Here is a 17,875-nt window from a genome sequence, read left to right on the forward strand (position 1 = left end):
CAAGTTCGAAGAGAAAAGGGCCTTTGGCTATCGCGCCCATAGCGTCCGCACCGGGGACGCTGCCACTTGGTTTCTGCCACAATGCCCAGCACTTTAGCTGCAGCGCAACCCCGCGCCACAAGGACAACACCATGGCCAGCGATCTGATCAAACACATCTCCGACTCCTCTTTCGAAGCCGACGTGCTCCAGTCGGGCAAGCCCGTGCTGGTCGACTACTGGGCCGAATGGTGCGGCCCGTGCAAGATGATCGCGCCGATCCTCGACGAAGTCTCCAGCACCTACGAAGGCAAGCTGCAGATCGCCAAGATGAATGTGGACGAGAACCGCGACATCCCCGCCAAGTTCGGCATTCGCGGCATCCCCACGCTGATGCTGTTCAAGGACGGCCAGCTGGCTGCCACCAAGGTGGGCGCGATGAGCAAGGCGCAATTGACGGCCTTCATCGACCAGCAACTCGCCTGAGTCGATTCCCCAGGGCGGTCGCCGCGCAATGCGCCGGCCGCCTCGTTTTTTCCTGTCATAATCTCTCTCAGTTCACCGGCCCGCCCGGTTTGAGTTCCCCGGTTTGTGAGGCAGTTCTCGCCTCTCCTTAAACCTCCCCCCGTTCCCTCCGTTCGACAACACCCCGAACACCCCGCAAGGGGTCGCTCCATGCACTTAAACGAACTCAAGGCACTCCACGTGTCTGAAGTCCTCAAGCAGGCTGAAGCCCTTGAGATCGAAAACACCGGCCGCATGCGCAAGCAGGAGCTGATGTTCGCGATCATCAAGAAGCGCGCGAAGGCCGGCGAACAGGTCTTCGCCGACGGCGTGCTCGAAATCCTGCCCGACGGCTTCGGTTTCCTGCGCAGCCCCGACACCAGCTTCACCGCCAGCACCGACGACATCTACATCTCGCCGAGCCAGGTGCGCCGCTTCAACCTGCACACCGGCGACATGGTCGAAGGCGAAGTGCGCACGCCCAAGGATGGCGAGCGCTACTTCGCGCTGACCAAGCTCGACAAGGTCAACGACGGCCCGCCCGAGCAGAACAAGCACAAGGTGATGTTCGAGAACCTGACGCCGCTGTTCCCCAAGGAACAGATGAAACTGGAACGCGACGGCGTCAAGAGCGAAGAGAACATCACCGGCCGCATCATCGACATCATCGCCCCCATCGGCAAAGGCCAGCGCGCCCTGCTGGTGGCGCCGCCCAAGAGCGGCAAGACGGTGATGATGCAGCACATCGCCCACGCGATCAGCGCCAACTACCCCGACGTCCACATGATGGTGCTGCTCGTCGACGAGCGCCCGGAAGAAGTGACTGAAATGCAGCGCACCGTGCGCGGCGAGGTCATCGCTTCGACCTTCGACGAGCCCGCCGCGCGCCACGTGCACGTCGCCGAAATGGTGATCGAGCGCGCCAAGCGCCTGGTCGAGCTCAAGAAGGACGTGGTGATCCTGCTCGACTCGATCACCCGCCTGGCCCGTGCCTACAACAACGTCGTGCCCTCCTCGGGCAAGGTGCTGACCGGCGGTGTCGATTCCAACGCGCTGCAGCGCCCCAAGCGCTTCCTGGGCGCCGCGCGCAACGTGGAAGAAGGCGGCTCGCTGACCATCATCGGCACCGCGCTGATCGATACCGGCAGCCGCATGGACGAAGTCATCTTCGAAGAGTTCAAGGGCACCGGCAACAGCGAAATCCACCTGGACCGCCGCCTGTACGAGAAGCGGGTGTTCCCGTCGATCCAGCTCAGCCGCAGCGGCACCCGCCGCGAAGAACTGCTGCTGGCGCCAGAAATCCTGCAGAAGACCCGCATCCTGCGTCAGCTCATGTACAACATGGACGAGATCGAGTCGATGGAGCTGATGCTCAAGAACATGAAGGCGACGAAGACCAATGTCGAGTTCTTCGACATGATGCGCCGGGGCGGCTGAGCACGGCCCACCCCCGAGCTGGCTCACTTCGTGTAGCCGACTCCCCCTCGAGGGGGCAACACCAGCGGCCCGGCAGAGCCGGTTCCGCGGTGTTCCACCAACGAAAAGCCCGTCACCCGACGGGCTTTTTTCATGGCTTGAGTGCGCGGCCCTCGCGTGCGCTTCGGGCGCCCAGGTCGAGCAATTCCATCAATGCGACGGCCTCTTCCGACGGCACGGGGTTGGGGCCGACGCCGAGGATGGCGTCGCGCACCGCGGCGTAGTAGTCGACGTAGTTGCCCCGTCGGTTCGGCACGGTGCCCTCGCGCACCCAGTTCTCGATCGCCGCTACTTTCAGTTCGCCAAGCACGGGGTCGACGCCCCAGTCGCCGCCGCCTGGGCGGCCACCGGCGCGCAATGCATCCTCCTGCGGATCGACCCCGTGCTTCACATAGCTCCCGCGGGTGCCGTGCAGGATGTAGCGCGGCGCGGCATGGGCCGCCAGCGTGGCGGCATGCAGCACGACGCGCAAGGGCGCATGTGGCCCGCTCTCGTAGCGCAGCAAGGCATGGAAGTGGTCCTCGACCTGCGCGCCATCGCGCAGCGTGGCCGTGTCGAGCTGGAGCGTGTCGGGTTTGCCGAAGAGCTGCACCGCCTGGTCGAGCAGGTGCGCGCCCAGGTCCACCCAGAGGCCCGCACCCGGAACCGCCTGCTCGCGCCAGCGCTCGCGCACCTCGGGGCGGAAGCGGTCGAAGTGCGACTCGAAGTAGACGGGCCGCCCCAATTGCCCGCTGGCCAGCACGTCGCGCAAGGTCAGGTAGTCGGCATCGAAGCGGCGGTTCTGGAAGACCGACAGCAGGCGGCCGCGCTGCTGCGCCAGGGCCGCGAGCTCGCGCGCCTGCGCCGCATCGAGCGTGAAGGGCTTGTCGACCACGACATGCTTGCCGGCTTCGAGCGCCGCCTTGGCGATCGGATGGTGCTGGGCATTGGGCGTCGCGACCACCACCAGATCGATGTCGGGCCGGGCGAGCAGCGTCGCGGCATCGGGCTCGACCGGCACGCCCGGCCAGTCGGCCTGCACCTTCTGTGGCCGGGAACTGGCGACGGCCCCCAGAACCAGACCCTGCGCAGCCGACAGCACCGGGGCATGAAAGGTCTGGCCGGCGACGCCGTAGCCGACGAGGCCGACGCGGATCGGCGTGCCCGGTCGCAAAGAAGCGCTGGAAGCCATGGACGACAGTTCCTCAAGAAGGCCTTGACGGGCCAAATGCCCGTATGCGATAATCACGGGCTCCGCGAAAAGTGCAGCCGGGCGCCGTGCCCTGCCGTTCTTCGATCAGCATGATCCAAGGAACCGTCTGAGAGCCCAATGCTCTGGATGTGTGGCTCTCGCATCGACCCCAAAGGAAACACCATGGCAAAAGAAGGCATCCACCCGAACTACCGCGAAATTCTGTTCGTCGACATGTCGAACGGCTTCAAGTTCGTGACCCGTTCGTGCGCGAACACCAAGGAAATGGGCAAGACCGACGACGGTCGCGAACTGCCTTTGTTCAAGCTCGACACCACGAGCGAATCGCACCCCTTCTACACCGGCACGCAAAAGTCGGTGGACAACATGGGTGGCCGCGTCGAGAAGTTCCGCAACCGCTTCGGCAAGACCACCGGCGCTGCTTCCAAGTAAGCTCGCCGCTTCCCGCAGACCCGGATCAAGGGCAGCCCGGTTTACCGCGCTGCCCTTTTTGTTTCTTTCTTCGAGCGCAGTCCTCTTCCGTTGAACGCCCAGCCGACGCCCGCCATCGTTGCCCAGAGCGCCGTCCGCCGCCTGCCGCGGCTGGCGCTCCTGCTGCTGTGCGCCGCCTACTTGATGCCCGGCCTGCTGGGACGGGGCCCGTGGAAGAGCGCGGACATCACGGCCTATGGCTACATGGCCGAACTGGCGCGCAGCACCGAAGGCTTGGCGCGCTGGTTCGACCCCTTGCTGCTCGGCCTGCGGCCAGACCCGCCGGCGTTGCTGCCCTACTGGATCGGCGCCCTGGCGATCAAGATCGCACCGTCGTGGCTGCACCCCGACCTGGCCGTGCGCATCGCTTTTGCCGTGCTGCTCTGGGGCGCCTTCACCGCGACCTGGTACGCGGTGTACCACCTGGCGCGCACGCCCAAGGCCCAGCCCGTGGCCTTCGCCTTCGGCGGTGAGGCGCAGCCGACCGACTACGCGCGCGCGATCGCCGACGGCGCCCTGCTGGCGCTGATCGCCTGCCTGGGCCTGGCGCAGCTCGGCCACGAGACAACGCCGGCGCTGGCCCAACTCTTCTTCATCGCCCACCTGTTCTACGGCGTGGCGGCACTGCCCTACCACCGCGTCGGCGCCACCCTCGCCCTGTGCGTGGGCGCACTCGGCCTGTCTCTCAGCGGCGCACCCTCGGTCGGCTTGGGCCTGGCCGCAGGTGCCGCCTTGCTGGTGGCCCTGGACCATCGGCGCGAGAGCGCCATTGCATCGAGCGACGAGCCGGGCTACCGGGCCACGGCGTCCTTCGAGATCGCCGGTGTCGCGCTGATCGCCATCGGCGTGGCGGTGGCCCTCGGACTGTGGCGGTGGCAGATCGCCCTGCCGGGCCAGCAAGAGGGCCGCCCCTTGAGCGCGGACCTGCGCAGCCAGGCCAAGCTGCTGCTGTGGTTCACCTGGCCGGCCTGGCCGCTGGCGCTGTGGACGCTGTGGCGCTGGCGCCGGCAACTCACGGCGCGCCATGTGATGCTGCCGCTGTGCTTCGCGCTGGGCCCGCTCGCCGCCACCTGGACCACCGACTTCTCCGATCGTTCGCTGCTGCTGGCGCTGCCGGCGTTCGCCACGTTGGCTGCGTTCGCCTTGCCCACCTTCCGCCGCAGTGCCGCGGCGTTGGTCGACTGGTTCACGCTGCTCTTCTTCAGCGGCGCGGCCTTCATCATCTGGGGTTACTGGATCGCGATGCAGACCGGCGTGCCGCCGAAGATGGCGGCCAGCATCACGCGCCTGGTGCCCGGCTTCGTGCCGACCTTCTCCTGGCTCAACTTCGGCTTCGCGATCGCTGCGACGCTAGCGTGGTGCTGGCTGGTGCGGTGGCGCACCGGGCGCCATCGCGCCGCGCTCTGGAAGACGCTGGTGCTGCCCGGTGGTGGCGCGGCGCTGTGCTGGCTGCTCGGCACCACGCTCTGGCTGCCGGCGCTCGACCACGCGCTGAGCTACGCACCGCAGGTACGCGCCATCGCCGAGCGCATCGGCGCGACACCGTGCGTCTCGGCCCTCGCCCTGACGCGACCGCACATCGCCGCGCTCCAGTTCCATGGCCGCTTCGACCTGAAGCCGCTCACGACCGGGGCGGCGGGTGCGGGCGCGGTCGAGACGGCCTGCCCCTGGCTGCTGGTGAGCCCCGAGGCGCTCGGCCGGCCCGGCACCGCCATCGACTTCGGGCGCTGGCAACTGGTCGGCACCTTCCGCCGCCCGACCAGCGCGAGCGACGACATCTTTCTCTACCAGCGCATCGCCCGGTGACCAGCGAACGCCGGATGATCGCGCGGCACGCCGGCACCGTGCTGGCCGGCCAGTTCGCGGTGATGGCCTTCGGCATCACCGACACCATCGTCGCCGGCCGCTATGCGCAGGATGCCCTGGCGGCGCTGTCTGTCGGCTCGGCCATCTTCATCAGTGTCTTCGTCGCGCTGATCGGCGGCCTGCAGGCATTGCTGCCGGTCTGGGCCGAACTCCACGGCGCGCGGCGCCAGGCCGAGGTCGGCCGATCGGTGCGCCAGGCCCTCTACCTGTGCGGCGGCGCCATCGCGATCGGCATGGCCGTGTTGCTCATGCCCGGCGCCCTGCTGCGCTGGACCGCCGTACCCGACACCATGCGCGGCGACGTGGAGGCCTACCTCACCGTGCTGGCCTTCGCGCTGCCACCGGCGCTGCTGTTCCGGCTGTTCAGCACGCTCAACCAGGGCCTGGGCAAACCGAAGCTCGTGACCTGGGTGCAGATGGGCGCGCTGGCGCTCAAGGTGCCGCTGTCGATCTGGTTCGCGTTCGGCGGCGCTGGACTGCCGGCTCTCGGCCTGGTCGGCTGCGGCTGGGCCACGCTGGTGGTCAACTGGGGCATGTTCGCGCTGGCGGTCTGGCTGCTCCGCACGCAGGACTTCTACCGCGCGTACGGGCTCTGGGCGCGCATCGAAGCCCCGGACTGGCAACAGCTGCGCCGCTTCGCGCGCCTCGGCGTGCCGGGCGGGCTGTCGGTGCTGGTCGAGGTCACCTCCTTCACGCTGATGGCGCTGTTCATCGCGCGCCTGGGCGCCACCGCGTCGGCGGCGCATCAGATCGCCTCCAACCTCACCGCCGTGGCCTACATGGTGCCGCTGTCGCTGTCGATCGCCACCAGCGCGCGCGTGAGTTATTGGCTGGGCGCGAGCGATGCGACCCAGGCGCGGCGTGCGTGCGCGCGCGGCTTCGAGCTGACGATGGGGGGTGCCGTGGTCATCGCGTCGCTGATGGTGGCCGCGCGCGGCTGGCTGGCCGACGTCTACACCGACGACCCGGCCGTCACCGCCCTGGCGACCACGCTGCTGCTCGCGACCGCGGGCTACCACCTGGCCGACGCCATCCAGACGCTGTGCGTCTTCGTGCTGCGCTGCTACCGCGTGACGGTCGCACCGCTGATCCTCTACTGCACGCTGTTGTGGGGGGTGGGCCTGGGTGGCAGCTATCTGCTCGCCTATCGCGGCCTGGGGCCCTGGCCGGCCATGCAATCGCCGCTCGCCTTCTGGCTGATGAGCGCCGCGGCGCTGTGGCTGACCGCGCTGCTCTTCGTGGCGCTGCTGTGGCGCACCCTCAGGCGAGCACGCCTGCCGAAGCCCGCGCCGCCCGCACGCGCGTGACGGGGAAGATCAGCGCGAAACGCGAGCCCTGCCCCACGGTGCTCTCGATGCGCAGCTCACCGCCATGGCGCTGCACCACGTGCTTGACGATGGCCAGGCCCAGGCCGGTGCCGCCGGTTTCGCGCGAACGGCTGCGGTCGACCCGGTAGAAGCGCTCGGTCAGGCGCGGGATGTGCTCCGCCGCAATGCCCGGGCCGCTGTCGCGCACCGCATACTCGCCGCGCCCGTCGGGCAGCAGGCGCCAGGTCACGCCGACCTCGCCGCCGCCGGGCGTGTAGCGGATCGCATTGCTCAGCAGGTTCGACATCGCGCTCTGCAGCTCGGTCGGCATGCCGGCGATCTCGGAATCGGCCTCGACCTTGAACGACAGCCGGTGCCCGGCCTGCGGCGCGAGCCGGCTCGACAGGCCGCGGCCCTCGTCCTCGCACTGCGCCATCAGCGCCCGCATCCGCGTCCACTGGCTGACCGGGGGAGCGGCGCTGCCCTCGAGCCGCGACAGCGTCAGCAGGTCGTTCACCAGCGTCTCCATGCGGTGCGACTGCTGCGCCATCAGGCCCAGGTAGCGGGACCGCTCCTCGGGCTCGAGCGGCAGGTTCTGCAGCGTCTCGACGAAGCCGGCGAGCACCGTCAGCGGGGTGCGGATCTCGTGCGAGACGTTGGCCACGAAGTCACGGCGCATCGCCTCGGCCTGCTCGACCGCGGTGATGTCGCGCGACAGCAGCATGCGGCGGTTGCCGGCGTAAGGGTGCACCTGCACCGACAGCCGCATCGGCTGGCCGCTGCGGCCGCGCGCGTGCGTCGCGTCGATGACCACGTCACGGCTGTAGTTCCACGACGCCAGGTAGGCCACGAAGGCCGGGTCGCGCACCAGGTTCGCCAGGTGCTGCAGCATGTCGCGCTCGGCATCGATGCCGAACTGCGCCGCCGCCGTCTGGTTGCACCATTCGATGCGGCCCTGCTCGTCGACCAGCACCACGCCGTTGGGCGACGCCTGGAACGCCGCCAGAAATTCCTGCAGCCGTTCCTGGGCCTGCCGCGTTTCCTGCTCGCGCTCGCGCAGCAGTTTGCGGACGCGTTCGGCCAGCTCGCCCCAGATGCCGGGTCCGCGCGACGGCAGGCCCGCGCCGCCCTGGCGAAGCACGTTGAGCAATCGGTTGGCGCGCCAGGCGTCGAGCGCCAGCCAGGCGAGCGCGCCGACCCACGCACCCCAGCCCACGAAAGGCCAGCCGAAGAACCACTCGGCGAGGCCCGCCGCGGCCGCAGAAGCCGCGAGGAAAGTGGCGATGCGAAAAGGCATGGCGGGCAATTATCCGCCGCGAGCGCGGCGCACTGCGCGGTTCAAACGGTCGCTTGCGCCGTCAGGCGGTAGCCGGCGCCGCGCACGGTCTCGACCATCGGTGCCGCAGCGCCGAGCGATTCGCGCAGGCGCTTGACGTGCACGTCGACCGTGCGCTCCTCGATGTAGACATGGTCGCCCCACACCTTGTCGAGCAGCTGCGCGCGGCTGTGCACGCGTTCGGCATGCTGCATCAGGTAGCCGAGCAGCTTGAATTCCGTCGGGCCGACCTTCAGCGGCGCACCCTGCCAGGTCACGCGGTGCGTGGCCGTGTCGAGCACCAGTTCGCCGATCTCCACCCGCTCGGCCACCGCCTCGGGCGCGCGGCGGCGCAGCACCGCGCGGATGCGCGCGAGCATCTCCTGCGTGGAGAAGGGCTTGGTGATGTAGTCGTCGGCGCCCGCATCGAGGCCGGCCACCTTGTCGGGCTCGTCGCCGCGCGCCGTCAGCATGAGGATCGGGACCGACTTGGTCCGCGGGTCCTTGCGCCACTGGCGCGCCAGCTGCAACCCGCTCTGGCCGGGCAGCATCCAGTCGAGCAGGATCAGGTCGGGCAGGAAGGCATCGATCTCGCGCTGTGCCGAGACGCCGTCTTCCGACCAGATCGGCTCGAAGCCGTTGTGGCGCAGGTTGACGGCGATCAGCTCGGCGATCGACGACTCGTCTTCGACGATCAGGACGCGTGGTTTTTTCATTCGCTTTGGTGGGGCCTACTGCAGCGCAGACTCGATTTCCTGCATCGAAGTGTGCCGCACGTCCGCGCCCTTGACGATGTAGATGATGAATTCGGCAATGTTCTTGGCGTGATCGCCGATGCGCTCGATCGCCTTGGCCAGGAACAGCAGGTCCAGGCTGGCCGAGATGGTGCGCGGGTCTTCCATCATGTAGGTGACCAGCTTGCGCACGAAACCGTCGAACTCCTGGTCGATCAGGTCGTCTTCCTTCAGGATCGACAGCGCCGCGGCGGTGTCCAGCCGTGCGAAGGCGTCGAGCGCCTTGCGCAGCAGGCCCGACGCCAGGTCGGCGGCGACGCGCAGGTCGGACGACGGCAGCGCGCGCGACGAACCGCTCTCGATGATCGACTTGACCATGCGCGCGATCTTGTTGGCCTCGTCGCCCACGCGCTCGAGGTTGGCCGTGGTCTTGCTGATGGCAATCAGCAAACGCAGGTCGCGAGCCGTCGGCTGGCGGCGCGCGATGATCGACGACAGCTCGCGGTCGATCTCGATCTCCATCGCGTTCACGCTGATCTCGGTCTCGATCACGCGGTCGGCAGCTTCGGTGTCGAACTGCGCCAGGGCGTACACCGCCTGCTGGATCTGCGACTCGACCATGCCGCCGAGCTCCATCACACGCGACGAGACGCCGTTGAGTTCGCTGTCGAACTGGCTGGACAAATGCTTTTCGGTCATCGCTGTCTCCTTAGCCGAAACGGCCGGTGATGTAGTCCTCGGTCTCTTTGCGCTGCGGCTTGAAGAACATCTGTTCCGTCGCGCCGAACTCGATCAGGTCGCCCAGGTACATGTAGGCGGTGTAGTCGCTGCAGCGGGCCGCCTGCTGCATGTTGTGGGTCACGATGACCACGGTGTACTCGCTTTTCAGCTCGGCGATCAGTTCTTCGATCTTCGCCGTCGAAATCGGGTCCAGCGCGGAGCACGGTTCGTCGAGCAACAGCACCTCGGGCTTGATCGCGATGCCGCGTGCGATGCACAGGCGCTGCTGCTGGCCGCCGGACAGGCCCGAGCCGCTCTGCTGGAGCTTGTCGCGCACTTCCGTCCAGAGCGCGGCCTTTTTCAGGGCCCATTCGACGCGGTCGTCCATGTCGCTCGCGCTGAGGTTCTCGAACAGCTTCACGCCGAAGGCGATGTTGTCGTAGATCGACATCGGGAACGGGGTGGGCTTCTGGAAGACCATGCCGATCTTGGCGCGGATCAGGGCCACGTCCTGCTTGGACGTCAGCAGGTTTTCGCCGTCGATCGCGATCGTGCCTTCGGCGCGCTGCTCGGGGTACAGCTCGAACATGCGGTTGAAGGTGCGCAGCAAGGTCGACTTGCCGCAGCCGGACGGGCCGATGAAGGCCGTGACCTTGTTCTCGGGAATCTCGAGGTTGATGCCCTTGAGGGCGTGGAACTTGCCGTAGTAGAAGTTCAGGTCCTTGACCGAAATCTTCGAGGCCGTGGCCTGGGGTGCGAGCGTGGTGGGCATGGTGTCGCCTTCTTTAAAGTTTGCTGCGCGTCAGGACCCGCGCGAGGATGTTGAGTGCAAGCACGGCCACGGTGATCAGGAACACGCCGGCCCAGGCCAGGTGCTGCCAGTTCTCGTAGGGGCTCATTGCGAACTTGAAGATCGTGACCGGCAGGCTGGCCATGGGCTGGCTCAGGTCGGCGGTCCAGAACTGGTTGTTCAGCGCGGTGAACAGCAGCGGTGCGGTCTCGCCGGCAATGCGGGCCACGGCCAGCAGCACACCGGTGACCACACCGGCGCGGGCGGCGCGCAGCGTGATGCTCAGGATGACCTTCCACTTCGGCGCGCCGAGGGCATAGGCCGCCTCGCGCAGGCCAGGCGGCACCAGCTGCAGCATGTTCTCGGTGGTGCGGATCACGACCGGGATCACGATCAGCGCCAGCGACAGTGCGCCAGCCAGACCGGAGAAGGTCTTGAAGTAAGCCACAACCACCGCGTAGACGAACAGGCCGATCACGATCGACGGCGCCGACAGCAGGATGTCGTTGACGAAACGGGTCACGCTCGACAGCCAGCCTTTGGGGTTGTATTCGGCCAGGTAGATGCCGGCCATGATGCCGATCGGCGTGCCGACGAAGGTCGCCATCATCACCATCACGAAGGAGCCGAAGATCGCGTTGGCGATGCCGCCCGCTTCGTTCGGCGGCGGCGTCATCTCGGTGAAGGTCGCGATCGCGAGGCCGCTGATGCCCAGGCGCAGCGTCTCCCACAGGATCCACATGAGCCAGAACACGCCGAAGGCCATGGCGGCCACCGACAGCGTCAGCGCGATTTGGTTGACGCGCTTGCGGCCGGCGAACTTGGCAGCGCGGGTTTCATTGAGCGTCTTGATACTCAAGAGTTTTTCAGCCGTGCTCATGATGCCTTCCCTTCGCTCTTCTTCATGCGCTGCAGCAGGATCTTCGACAGCGTCAGCACGACGAAGGTGATGAAGAACAGCACCAGGCCCAGGTACATCAGCGCCGCCTGGTGCAGGCCGGCGCCGGCTTCGGCGAATTCGTTGGCCAGGGCCGAGGTGATGCTGTTGGCAGCCTCGAAAACCGACAACGAGTTGAGCTGGTTCATGTTGCCGATCACGAAGGTGACGGCCATCGTCTCGCCCAGGGCGCGGCCGAGGCCGAGCATGATGCCGCCGACGACGCCGGCCTTGGTGTACGGCAGCACCACCTTGGAGACGACCTCCCAGGTGGTGGAACCGAGGCCATAGGCCGATTCCTTCAGCAGCGGCGGCGTGACTTCGAACACGTCGCGCATCACCGAGGCGATGAAGGGAATGATCATGATGGCCAGGATGATCCCGGCCGACAGGATGCCGATGCCCACCGGCGGGCCCGACACCAGCGCGCCCAGGTAGGGCACGCCAGCCAGAAGACTCTGCAGCGGCTGCTGCACATAGGTCGACAGGATCGGCCCGAACACAAGCAGACCCCACATGCCGTACACGATGGACGGCACCGCCGCCAGCAGTTCGATGGCCGTGCCCAGCGGGCGCTTGAGCCATGCCGGCGACATCTCGGTCAGGAACAGCGCGATGCCGAAGCTCACCGGCACGGCGATCACCAGCGCGATGAACGACGTGGCCAGCGTGCCGTAGATCATCACCAGGCCACCGTACTCTTCCTGCACCGGGTCCCACACGCTGCTCGTGAGGAAGCTCAGGCCGTACTTGGTGATGGCGGGCCAGGCGCCGACGATCAGCGACAGCAGGATGCCGAAGAGCAGCGCCAGGGTCAGCAGCGCAGCACCTTTGGCGGCCCAGCCGAAGAATCGGTCGGTCAGGGCGCCGGTGCGCGGCCGCTTGGCCGGTGGCGGGGTCGCAGAAGCGCGAGCGCGCTCGGCCGCAAGGTCGAGCGTCTGGGCATTGGCGGGGAAGGTGGATGACACGGGGTGCTCCGGTGGAGACATGGGAGACGCGCCGTGGAGCGGGTTGCTGCTCATACGGCGCGCCGGTCTTCTTACTTGTACGCGATGGCCTTGCCCGAGCCGTCCTTGATCTCGCCCCAGCTCTTGGCGATGGTGGCCTTGACGGCATCAGGCATCGGCACGTAGTCGAGGTCGTCGGCGGTCTTGTCGCCGGTCTTGTAGGCCCAGTCGAAGAACTTCAGGACCGTGGTCGCGTTGGCCGGCTTGTCCTGCGACTTCTGCATCAGGATGAAGGTGGCGCCGGTGATGGGCCACGATTGTGCGCCCGGCTGGTTGGTCAGCACTTGATAGAACGACTTGTTCCAGTCGGCACCCGCTGCGGCGGCCTTGAAGGCCGTGTCTTCAGGCGACACGAAGCTGCCTGCTTCGTTCTTCAACTGGGCGTAGGTCATCTTGTTTTGCTTGACGTACGCGTACTCGACATAGCCGATCGAGTTGGGCAGGCGGTTCACGAAAGCGGCGACGCCTTCGTTGCCCTTGCCGCCGGCGCCCACGGGCCAGTTCACGGCCGTGCCTTCGCCGACCTTGCTCTTCCACTCGGCGTTGACCTTGCTCAGGTAGTTGGTGAACAGGAAGCTGGTGCCCGAACCGTCGGCGCGGCGAACCGGCGCGATGGCGGCGTCCGGCAGTGCCAGCGAACCGTTCAGGGCCTTGATGGCCGGGTCGTTCCACTTCGTGATCTTGCCCAGGTAGATGTCTCCGAGCACTTCACCGCTGAGCTTGAGTTCGCCCGGCTTGATGCCGGTGATGTTCACGACGGGGATCACGCCACCGATCACGGTGGGGAACTGCATCAGGCCCTTGGCTTGCAGTTCTTCGTCCTTCAGCGGCGCGTCGGAGGCGCCGAAATCGACGGTCTTGGCTTCGATCTGCTTGAGGCCGGCGCCCGAACCGACCGATTGGTAGTTCACTTGCGTGCCGGTGGCCTTGGCGAAGTCGCTGGCCCACTTGGCGTACAGCGGTGCGGGGAAGCTGGCGCCGGCACCGGTCACGTTCTGGGCGAAGGCGGGAACATGGGCGAAGGCGGCGGCCACGAGGCCGGCGGCTGCAAATTTGAAGGTCGTTTTCATGAGGCTTCCTTTGTGAAGTCAGGCAATCCCGAAATCGGGTTGAAGCGGACTGTAGGAAGCTTGTGTGACATCGATATGACACCGCCCTGCCCAATGAAAACGGGCCTCGCGGCGGCCGAGGCTTCGTGACGCCGTCACAGAACCGTCACGTTTCGCTACGCGCGCTGCGGCTACCATGCGCGCCTGCCTTCCTCTCTCCTGCGACCGCCCTCCTCCTTCATGCAAAACGGCACCCTTCTCGCTGCGGTCGACCTCGGCTCCAACAGCTTTCGCCTCGAAATCGGTCGCGTCGACCACGGTCAGATCCACCGGACCGAATACCTCAAGGAAGTGGTTCGCCAGGGCAACGGCCTGGACAGCAGCCGCAACCTGACCCCCGAAGCCATGCAGCGCGGCTGGGACGCCCTGGCCCGCTTCGGCGAGCGGCTGGCCGGCTTCAAGCGCTCGCAGGTGCGCGCCGTGGCCACCCAGACGCTGCGCGAGGCGCGCAACCGCGACGAATTCCTGCTGCGCGCCCGCACGGTGCTCGGCTTCGGCATCGACGTGATCCCCGGCCGCGAAGAGGCCCGGCTGATCTACCAGGGCGTGGCCCACATGCTGCCGCACAGCGACCTCTCCGACCGCGAACGCCGCTTGGTCGTGGACATCGGCGGCCGCTCCACCGAGATGATCATCGGCCGCGCGCTCGAGGCGCAGGTGATGGAGTCGTACCGTGTCGGCAGCGTCGCCTGGTCGATGAAGCACTTCCCGCAGGGCCAGTTCACCGCCACGGCCTTCCGCTCCGCCGAGGTGGCGGCCAAGGCCGTGCTGGACGACGCGTTGTCGACCTATGCGGCGGACCAGTGGGATGTCGCCTACGGGGCGTCCGGCACCATCGGCGCCGTCGGCGACGTGCTGGCCGCCGCGGGGTCCGCCCCCGGCATCGTCACGCGCGACGGTCTCGACTGGTTGCTCGACCGCCTGCTCAAGGCCGGCAGTGTCGACAAGTTGCGCATGGACGGCATGCGCGAAGACCGCAAGGCCGTGATCGGCGGCGGCCTCGCCGTGCTGCGCGCGGTGTTCGACCTGCTCGACATCCGCGAGATGAAGATCGCCCAGGGGGCGCTGCGCCATGGCGCACTCTACGAACTGCTCGAGCGCGACGACAGCGTGGCCGACCTGCGCAGCGGCACGGTCACGCGGCTGGCGACCCGCTTCGCCACCGACGCCGCACAGGCCCGGCGCGTCGGCGAGACCGCCTCGGCGCTGTATGTGCAGCTCGACCCGGCCGCCCGCGGCGGCAGCACCACCAGCCGGGCCGGCCGGGCTCTGCGCAAGCTGGGATGGGCCGCGCAACTGCACGAAATCGGCGCGCTGGTCTCGCACAGCGACTACCACAAGCATGGCGCCTACATCCTCGACAACGCCGACGCACCCGGCTTCGCGACCAATGAACTGCACCAGTTGAGCCAGTTGGTGCTGGGCCACCGCGGCAAGCTGCGCAAGCTCGAAGCGGCGCTCGACGACGAGACCTTCGTGGCGCAACTGGTGGCCCTGCGCCTGGCCGTGATCCTCTGCCATGCGCGGCGCGACCCCGACACGCAAGGGCTGCGCCTCGTGAAACCCGACGCGCGCACCTTCTCGGTCACCTGCCGCGCCGACTGGCCCGACGCCTATCCGCAATCGGCCCACTTGCTGCGCGAAGAGGCACTGGCCTGGCAGAAGACCGGCTGGCGCATGCTGCTCAGCGGCGGTTGAGCGCCGGAACCCACCCGAACCCTGCGCCGGCTACAGAAATTCGGGCGCCTGCACCGTGACCACGACGGTCTGAACGTCGCCGTCGCGCTCCCGCGTGCGAATCCACCAGACCGAGCCCTTGCGCACCGGACAGCTGTCCTGCTGCATGCCGAGCAACAGCGCCATCGACTGGCCCAGTGCCGGCTGGTGGCCCACCAGCAGCATCACCGACTTGCCGTTCGGCCAACCAGCCGCAGCCAGCAAGCCATCGGGCGTGGCGTCGGGCGCCAGTTCGTCACGCAGCTTGTACTTGCGGCCGAGCGCGAGCACGGTCTGCTCGCAGCGGCGCGCCGGACTGCAGATGATGCGCGTGCCCTCGGGCAATTGCCGGTCGAGCCAGCCGGCCATGCGCTTGGCCTGCTTCTCGCCGCGTGCGGTCAGCGAGCGCTGCATGTCGTCGCAGCCCTCGGTCCAGTCCTCGGCCTCGGCGTGACGCCAGAAGATCAAGTCCATTGCTGAATTTCTCCTTCAGTTCGACCGCCCGCCCAGCCCGCGCGAAGCGTACCGGCCCATCAATGCCGCCTGCGCGCCATGCGCCTCGATGCGGCGCGATGCCCCCGCTTCGCCCGGGTACGTGTCGCTGTTGACGCGCCGGTACACCCCGTCGGCCCCCAGGTCCCAGGCGTCCTGCCCGTCGTGCAGGTAGGCCACCAGACACTCGTCGATCAGGCGCTGACGCAGCCCCGGATCGGTCACCGGCCAGGCCAGCTCGACGCGCCGCATCATGTTGCGGTTCATCCAGTCGGCGCTCGACAGGTAGAGCGATTCGTCGGGACCCTTGCGGAAATAGAAGACGCGCGAATGTTCGAGAAAGCGTCCGATGACCGAACGCACGCGAATGTTGTCAGTCAGCCCCGGCACCTGCGCCGGCAGGGTGCAGGCGCCACGCACGATCAGGTCGATCTTCACGCCCTTCTGCCCGGCGCGCACCAGCGCATGCACCAGCGCTTCGTCGGTCAGCGCATTCATCTTGGCGACGATGCGCGTCGGCTCGCCCTGCGCGGCCGCGGCGCCGAGCGCGTCGATCTGGGCGACCAGGTTGCGGTGCAGATCGAAGGGCGCGAGCCACACGCGGTGGAGCTTGGGCAGCCGGCTCTGGCTGGCCAGGTGCACGAAGAGCGCTTCCATGTCGGCCGTGAGCAGCGGGTCGGCCGTGAGGTGGCTGATGTCGGTGTACAGCGCCGCGGTGCGCGGGTTGTAGTTGCCGGTCGACAGGTGGCCGTAGCGCACCAGCCGCTTGCCCTCCCGCCGGGTCACCAGCAGCATCTTGGCGTGCGTCTTCAGGCCGACCACGCCGTACACCACCTGCGCGCCGATCGACTCCAGCATCTCGGCCCAGTTGATGTTGGCCTCTTCGTCGAAGCGCGCCTTGAGCTCGACCACCACGGTCACTTCCTTGCCCCGGCGCACCGCCTCGCGCAGCAGGCCCATCAGCGCCGAATCGGTGCCGGTGCGGTAGATGGTCTGCTTGATGGCCAGCACCTGCGGGTCGAGCACCGCCTCGCGCAGGAAGGCAAGCACCCCGTCGAAGCTCTCGAAGGGCTGGTGGATCAACACGTCGCCGCGCTGCAGCCGGTCGAAGAAGGACTGGCCCGTCGACAGCGTGACCGGGTACGACGCCGTGTACGGCGCGAAGCGCAGCGGGTTGAACTGCGGCTCGTCGAGCAGGTCGATGACCTGCGTGAGCCGCGCCAGGTTGACCGGCCCGTGCACCCGGTAGAGCGCCTCTGGCGGCAGGTTGAACTGCGCCAGCAAAAAGCTCGCGAGCGATTCGGCACAGCTGGCCGACACCTCGAGCCGCACGGCCTGGCCGTAGTGGCGGTGTTCCAGCCCCTGGCGCAGCGCGGTGCGCAGGTTCTTGACGTCTTCCTCGTCCACCGCCAGGTCGGAATGGCGCGTGACGCGGAACTGCGAGAAGTCGCCGACCTCGCGGCCGGGGAACATGTTCGACAGGTGCGCACGCACCACGCTCGACAGGGCCACGAACAGCGTCTGGCCGTCCGACACCTTGGCCGGCATGCGGATGATGCGCGGCAGCACACGCGGCACCTTCACGATGGCGATCGGGTTCTCGCGGCCGAAGGCGTCCTTGCCGGCCAGCCGCACGATGAAGTTGAGCGACTTGTTCGCCACCTGCGGGAACGGGTGCGACGGATCGAGCCCCACCGGAATGAGCAGCGGCCGCACCTCGCGCTCGAAATAGTCGTGCACCCACTTGCGCTGCGCCGGGTTGCGCTCGCCGTGCGACACGATCTGCACGCCGTGCTTGGCGAAGGCCGGCATCAGCTCGTTGTTGTAAAGCGCGTACTGCGTGTCGACCAGCGCATGCGCGGCCTCGGCCAGGCGCTCGAAGGACGCGACGGTCTCGTTGCCCTTGGCTTCGCCGAGGCTGGCGGCGATCAGGTGGGGCGCGGCACGCACCTCGAAGAACTCATCGAGGTTCGAGGAGACGATGCACAGGTAGCGAAGCCGCTCGATCAGCGGCACCTCGGGGCGCTGCGCCCAGTCGAGCACGCGCTGGTTGAACGCCAGGATGCTGTGGTCGCGGTCGAGCAGCGTCAGGACGGGCGCGGAAGGCGTCTCGGTGGCGGGCGGCGTGTCGGCCGGTGGCGGGGCCGTGAAGGGCTGCATGGTCGATGATTCTGTCGCAAGGAAACCGACGGTCTCTGTCAGTGGGTGTATGACAGTGTCGAGGTCCCTCATGACATTTTCGTGACGATGTCACATTCGAC

16 protein-coding genes are annotated in these 17,875 nt (G+C 67.5%); 6 read left to right on the plus strand and 10 right to left on the minus strand.

The annotated features are described in order from the left end of the window. Positions 1–131: 131 nt before the first annotated feature. Positions 132–464, plus strand: a complete 333-nt coding sequence (gene trxA, locus ACSFA2_RS21360; protein WP_262076770.1) for a thioredoxin TrxA — start codon at positions 132–134, stop codon at positions 462–464. 189 nt (positions 465–653) lie between these two features. Continuing rightward, positions 654–1,919 (plus strand): transcription termination factor Rho, encoded by a 1,266-nt coding sequence (rho, locus tag ACSFA2_RS21365; RefSeq protein WP_435457334.1) that lies wholly within the window; start codon positions 654–656, stop codon positions 1,917–1,919. Positions 1,920–2,049: 130 nt separating this feature from the next. On the opposite strand, the gene ACSFA2_RS21370 is transcribed toward rho, so the two are convergent. Continuing rightward, on the minus strand, positions 2,050–3,129 hold the full coding sequence (locus ACSFA2_RS21370) for an oxidoreductase (protein ID WP_435457335.1): 1,080 nt from the start codon (positions 3,127–3,129) through the stop codon (positions 2,050–2,052). Between the two features lie 183 nt (positions 3,130–3,312). On the opposite strand from ACSFA2_RS21370, the gene ACSFA2_RS21375 reads away from it, so the two are divergent. From ACSFA2_RS21375 to ACSFA2_RS21385, 3 genes are all read left to right on the plus strand, one after another. Further along, positions 3,313–3,582, plus strand: coding sequence for a type B 50S ribosomal protein L31 (locus tag ACSFA2_RS21375; protein WP_007836661.1), 270 nt, complete (start codon positions 3,313–3,315; stop codon positions 3,580–3,582). A 90-nt stretch (positions 3,583–3,672) separates the two neighbouring features. Further along, positions 3,673–5,427 (plus strand): hypothetical protein, encoded by a 1,755-nt coding sequence (locus tag ACSFA2_RS21380; RefSeq protein WP_435457336.1) that lies wholly within the window; start codon positions 3,673–3,675, stop codon positions 5,425–5,427. 14 nt (positions 5,428–5,441) lie between these two features. After that, entirely contained in the window at positions 5,442–6,794 is a 1,353-nt protein-coding gene (locus ACSFA2_RS21385; protein ID WP_435457403.1) for an MATE family efflux transporter, read from the plus strand. Here ACSFA2_RS21385 and phoR read toward each other — a convergent pair. The 7 genes from phoR to pstS are packed head-to-tail and all read right to left on the minus strand — an operon-like array spanning position 6,748 to position 13,367. Further along, positions 6,748–8,091, minus strand: a complete 1,344-nt coding sequence (gene phoR / locus ACSFA2_RS21390) for a phosphate regulon sensor histidine kinase PhoR (RefSeq protein WP_435457337.1) — start codon at positions 8,089–8,091, stop codon at positions 6,748–6,750. The two genes, ACSFA2_RS21385 and phoR, sit on opposite strands and share 47 nt — an antisense overlap. Before the next feature lie 41 nt (positions 8,092–8,132). Continuing rightward, positions 8,133–8,825: a phosphate regulon transcriptional regulator PhoB gene (phoB, locus tag ACSFA2_RS21395; protein ID WP_286646633.1), complete on the minus strand. Its 693-nt coding sequence runs from the start codon at positions 8,823–8,825 to the stop codon at positions 8,133–8,135. A gap of 15 nt (positions 8,826–8,840) precedes the next feature. Then, a complete protein-coding gene (phoU, locus tag ACSFA2_RS21400) occupies positions 8,841–9,542 on the minus strand; it encodes a phosphate signaling complex protein PhoU (protein WP_435457338.1) in 702 nt (233 codons plus the stop codon). Between the two features lie 10 nt (positions 9,543–9,552). Then, positions 9,553–10,335 (minus strand): phosphate ABC transporter ATP-binding protein PstB, encoded by a 783-nt coding sequence (gene pstB / locus ACSFA2_RS21405; protein ID WP_435457339.1) that lies wholly within the window; start codon positions 10,333–10,335, stop codon positions 9,553–9,555. A gap of 13 nt (positions 10,336–10,348) precedes the next feature. Further along, a complete protein-coding gene (gene pstA / locus ACSFA2_RS21410; protein ID WP_435457340.1) occupies positions 10,349–11,233 on the minus strand; it encodes a phosphate ABC transporter permease PstA in 885 nt (294 codons plus the stop codon). Beyond that, positions 11,230–12,279 carry a phosphate ABC transporter permease subunit PstC gene (gene pstC / locus ACSFA2_RS21415; protein WP_435457341.1) on the minus strand — a complete coding sequence of 350 codons (1,050 nt, stop codon included), beginning with the start codon at positions 12,277–12,279 and terminating at the stop codon, positions 11,230–11,232. Before pstC ends, pstA begins: the two co-directional genes overlap by 4 nt. 50 nt (positions 12,280–12,329) lie before the next feature. Further along, positions 12,330–13,367, minus strand: coding sequence for a phosphate ABC transporter substrate-binding protein PstS (gene pstS, locus ACSFA2_RS21420; RefSeq protein ID WP_435457342.1), 1,038 nt, complete (start codon positions 13,365–13,367; stop codon positions 12,330–12,332). A 219-nt stretch (positions 13,368–13,586) separates the two neighbouring features. On the opposite strand from pstS, the gene ACSFA2_RS21425 reads away from it, so the two are divergent. Further along, positions 13,587–15,104, plus strand: coding sequence for a Ppx/GppA phosphatase family protein (locus tag ACSFA2_RS21425; RefSeq protein WP_435457343.1), 1,518 nt, complete (start codon positions 13,587–13,589; stop codon positions 15,102–15,104). Positions 15,105–15,134: 30 nt separating this feature from the next. Here the strand turns inward: ACSFA2_RS21425 and ACSFA2_RS21430 are convergent, their stop codons facing one another. Beyond that, positions 15,135–15,596: a SixA phosphatase family protein gene (locus tag ACSFA2_RS21430; protein ID WP_435457344.1), complete on the minus strand. Its 462-nt coding sequence runs from the start codon at positions 15,594–15,596 to the stop codon at positions 15,135–15,137. A gap of 15 nt (positions 15,597–15,611) precedes the next feature. After that, positions 15,612–17,846: a polyphosphate kinase 1 gene (gene ppk1, locus ACSFA2_RS21435; RefSeq protein ID WP_435457345.1), complete on the minus strand. Its 2,235-nt coding sequence runs from the start codon at positions 17,844–17,846 to the stop codon at positions 15,612–15,614. Positions 17,847–17,875 lie beyond the last annotated feature (29 nt).

The organism is Variovorax cryoconiti, assembly GCF_051216395.1.
Taxonomy (GTDB): domain Bacteria; phylum Pseudomonadota; class Gammaproteobacteria; order Burkholderiales; family Burkholderiaceae_C; genus Variovorax.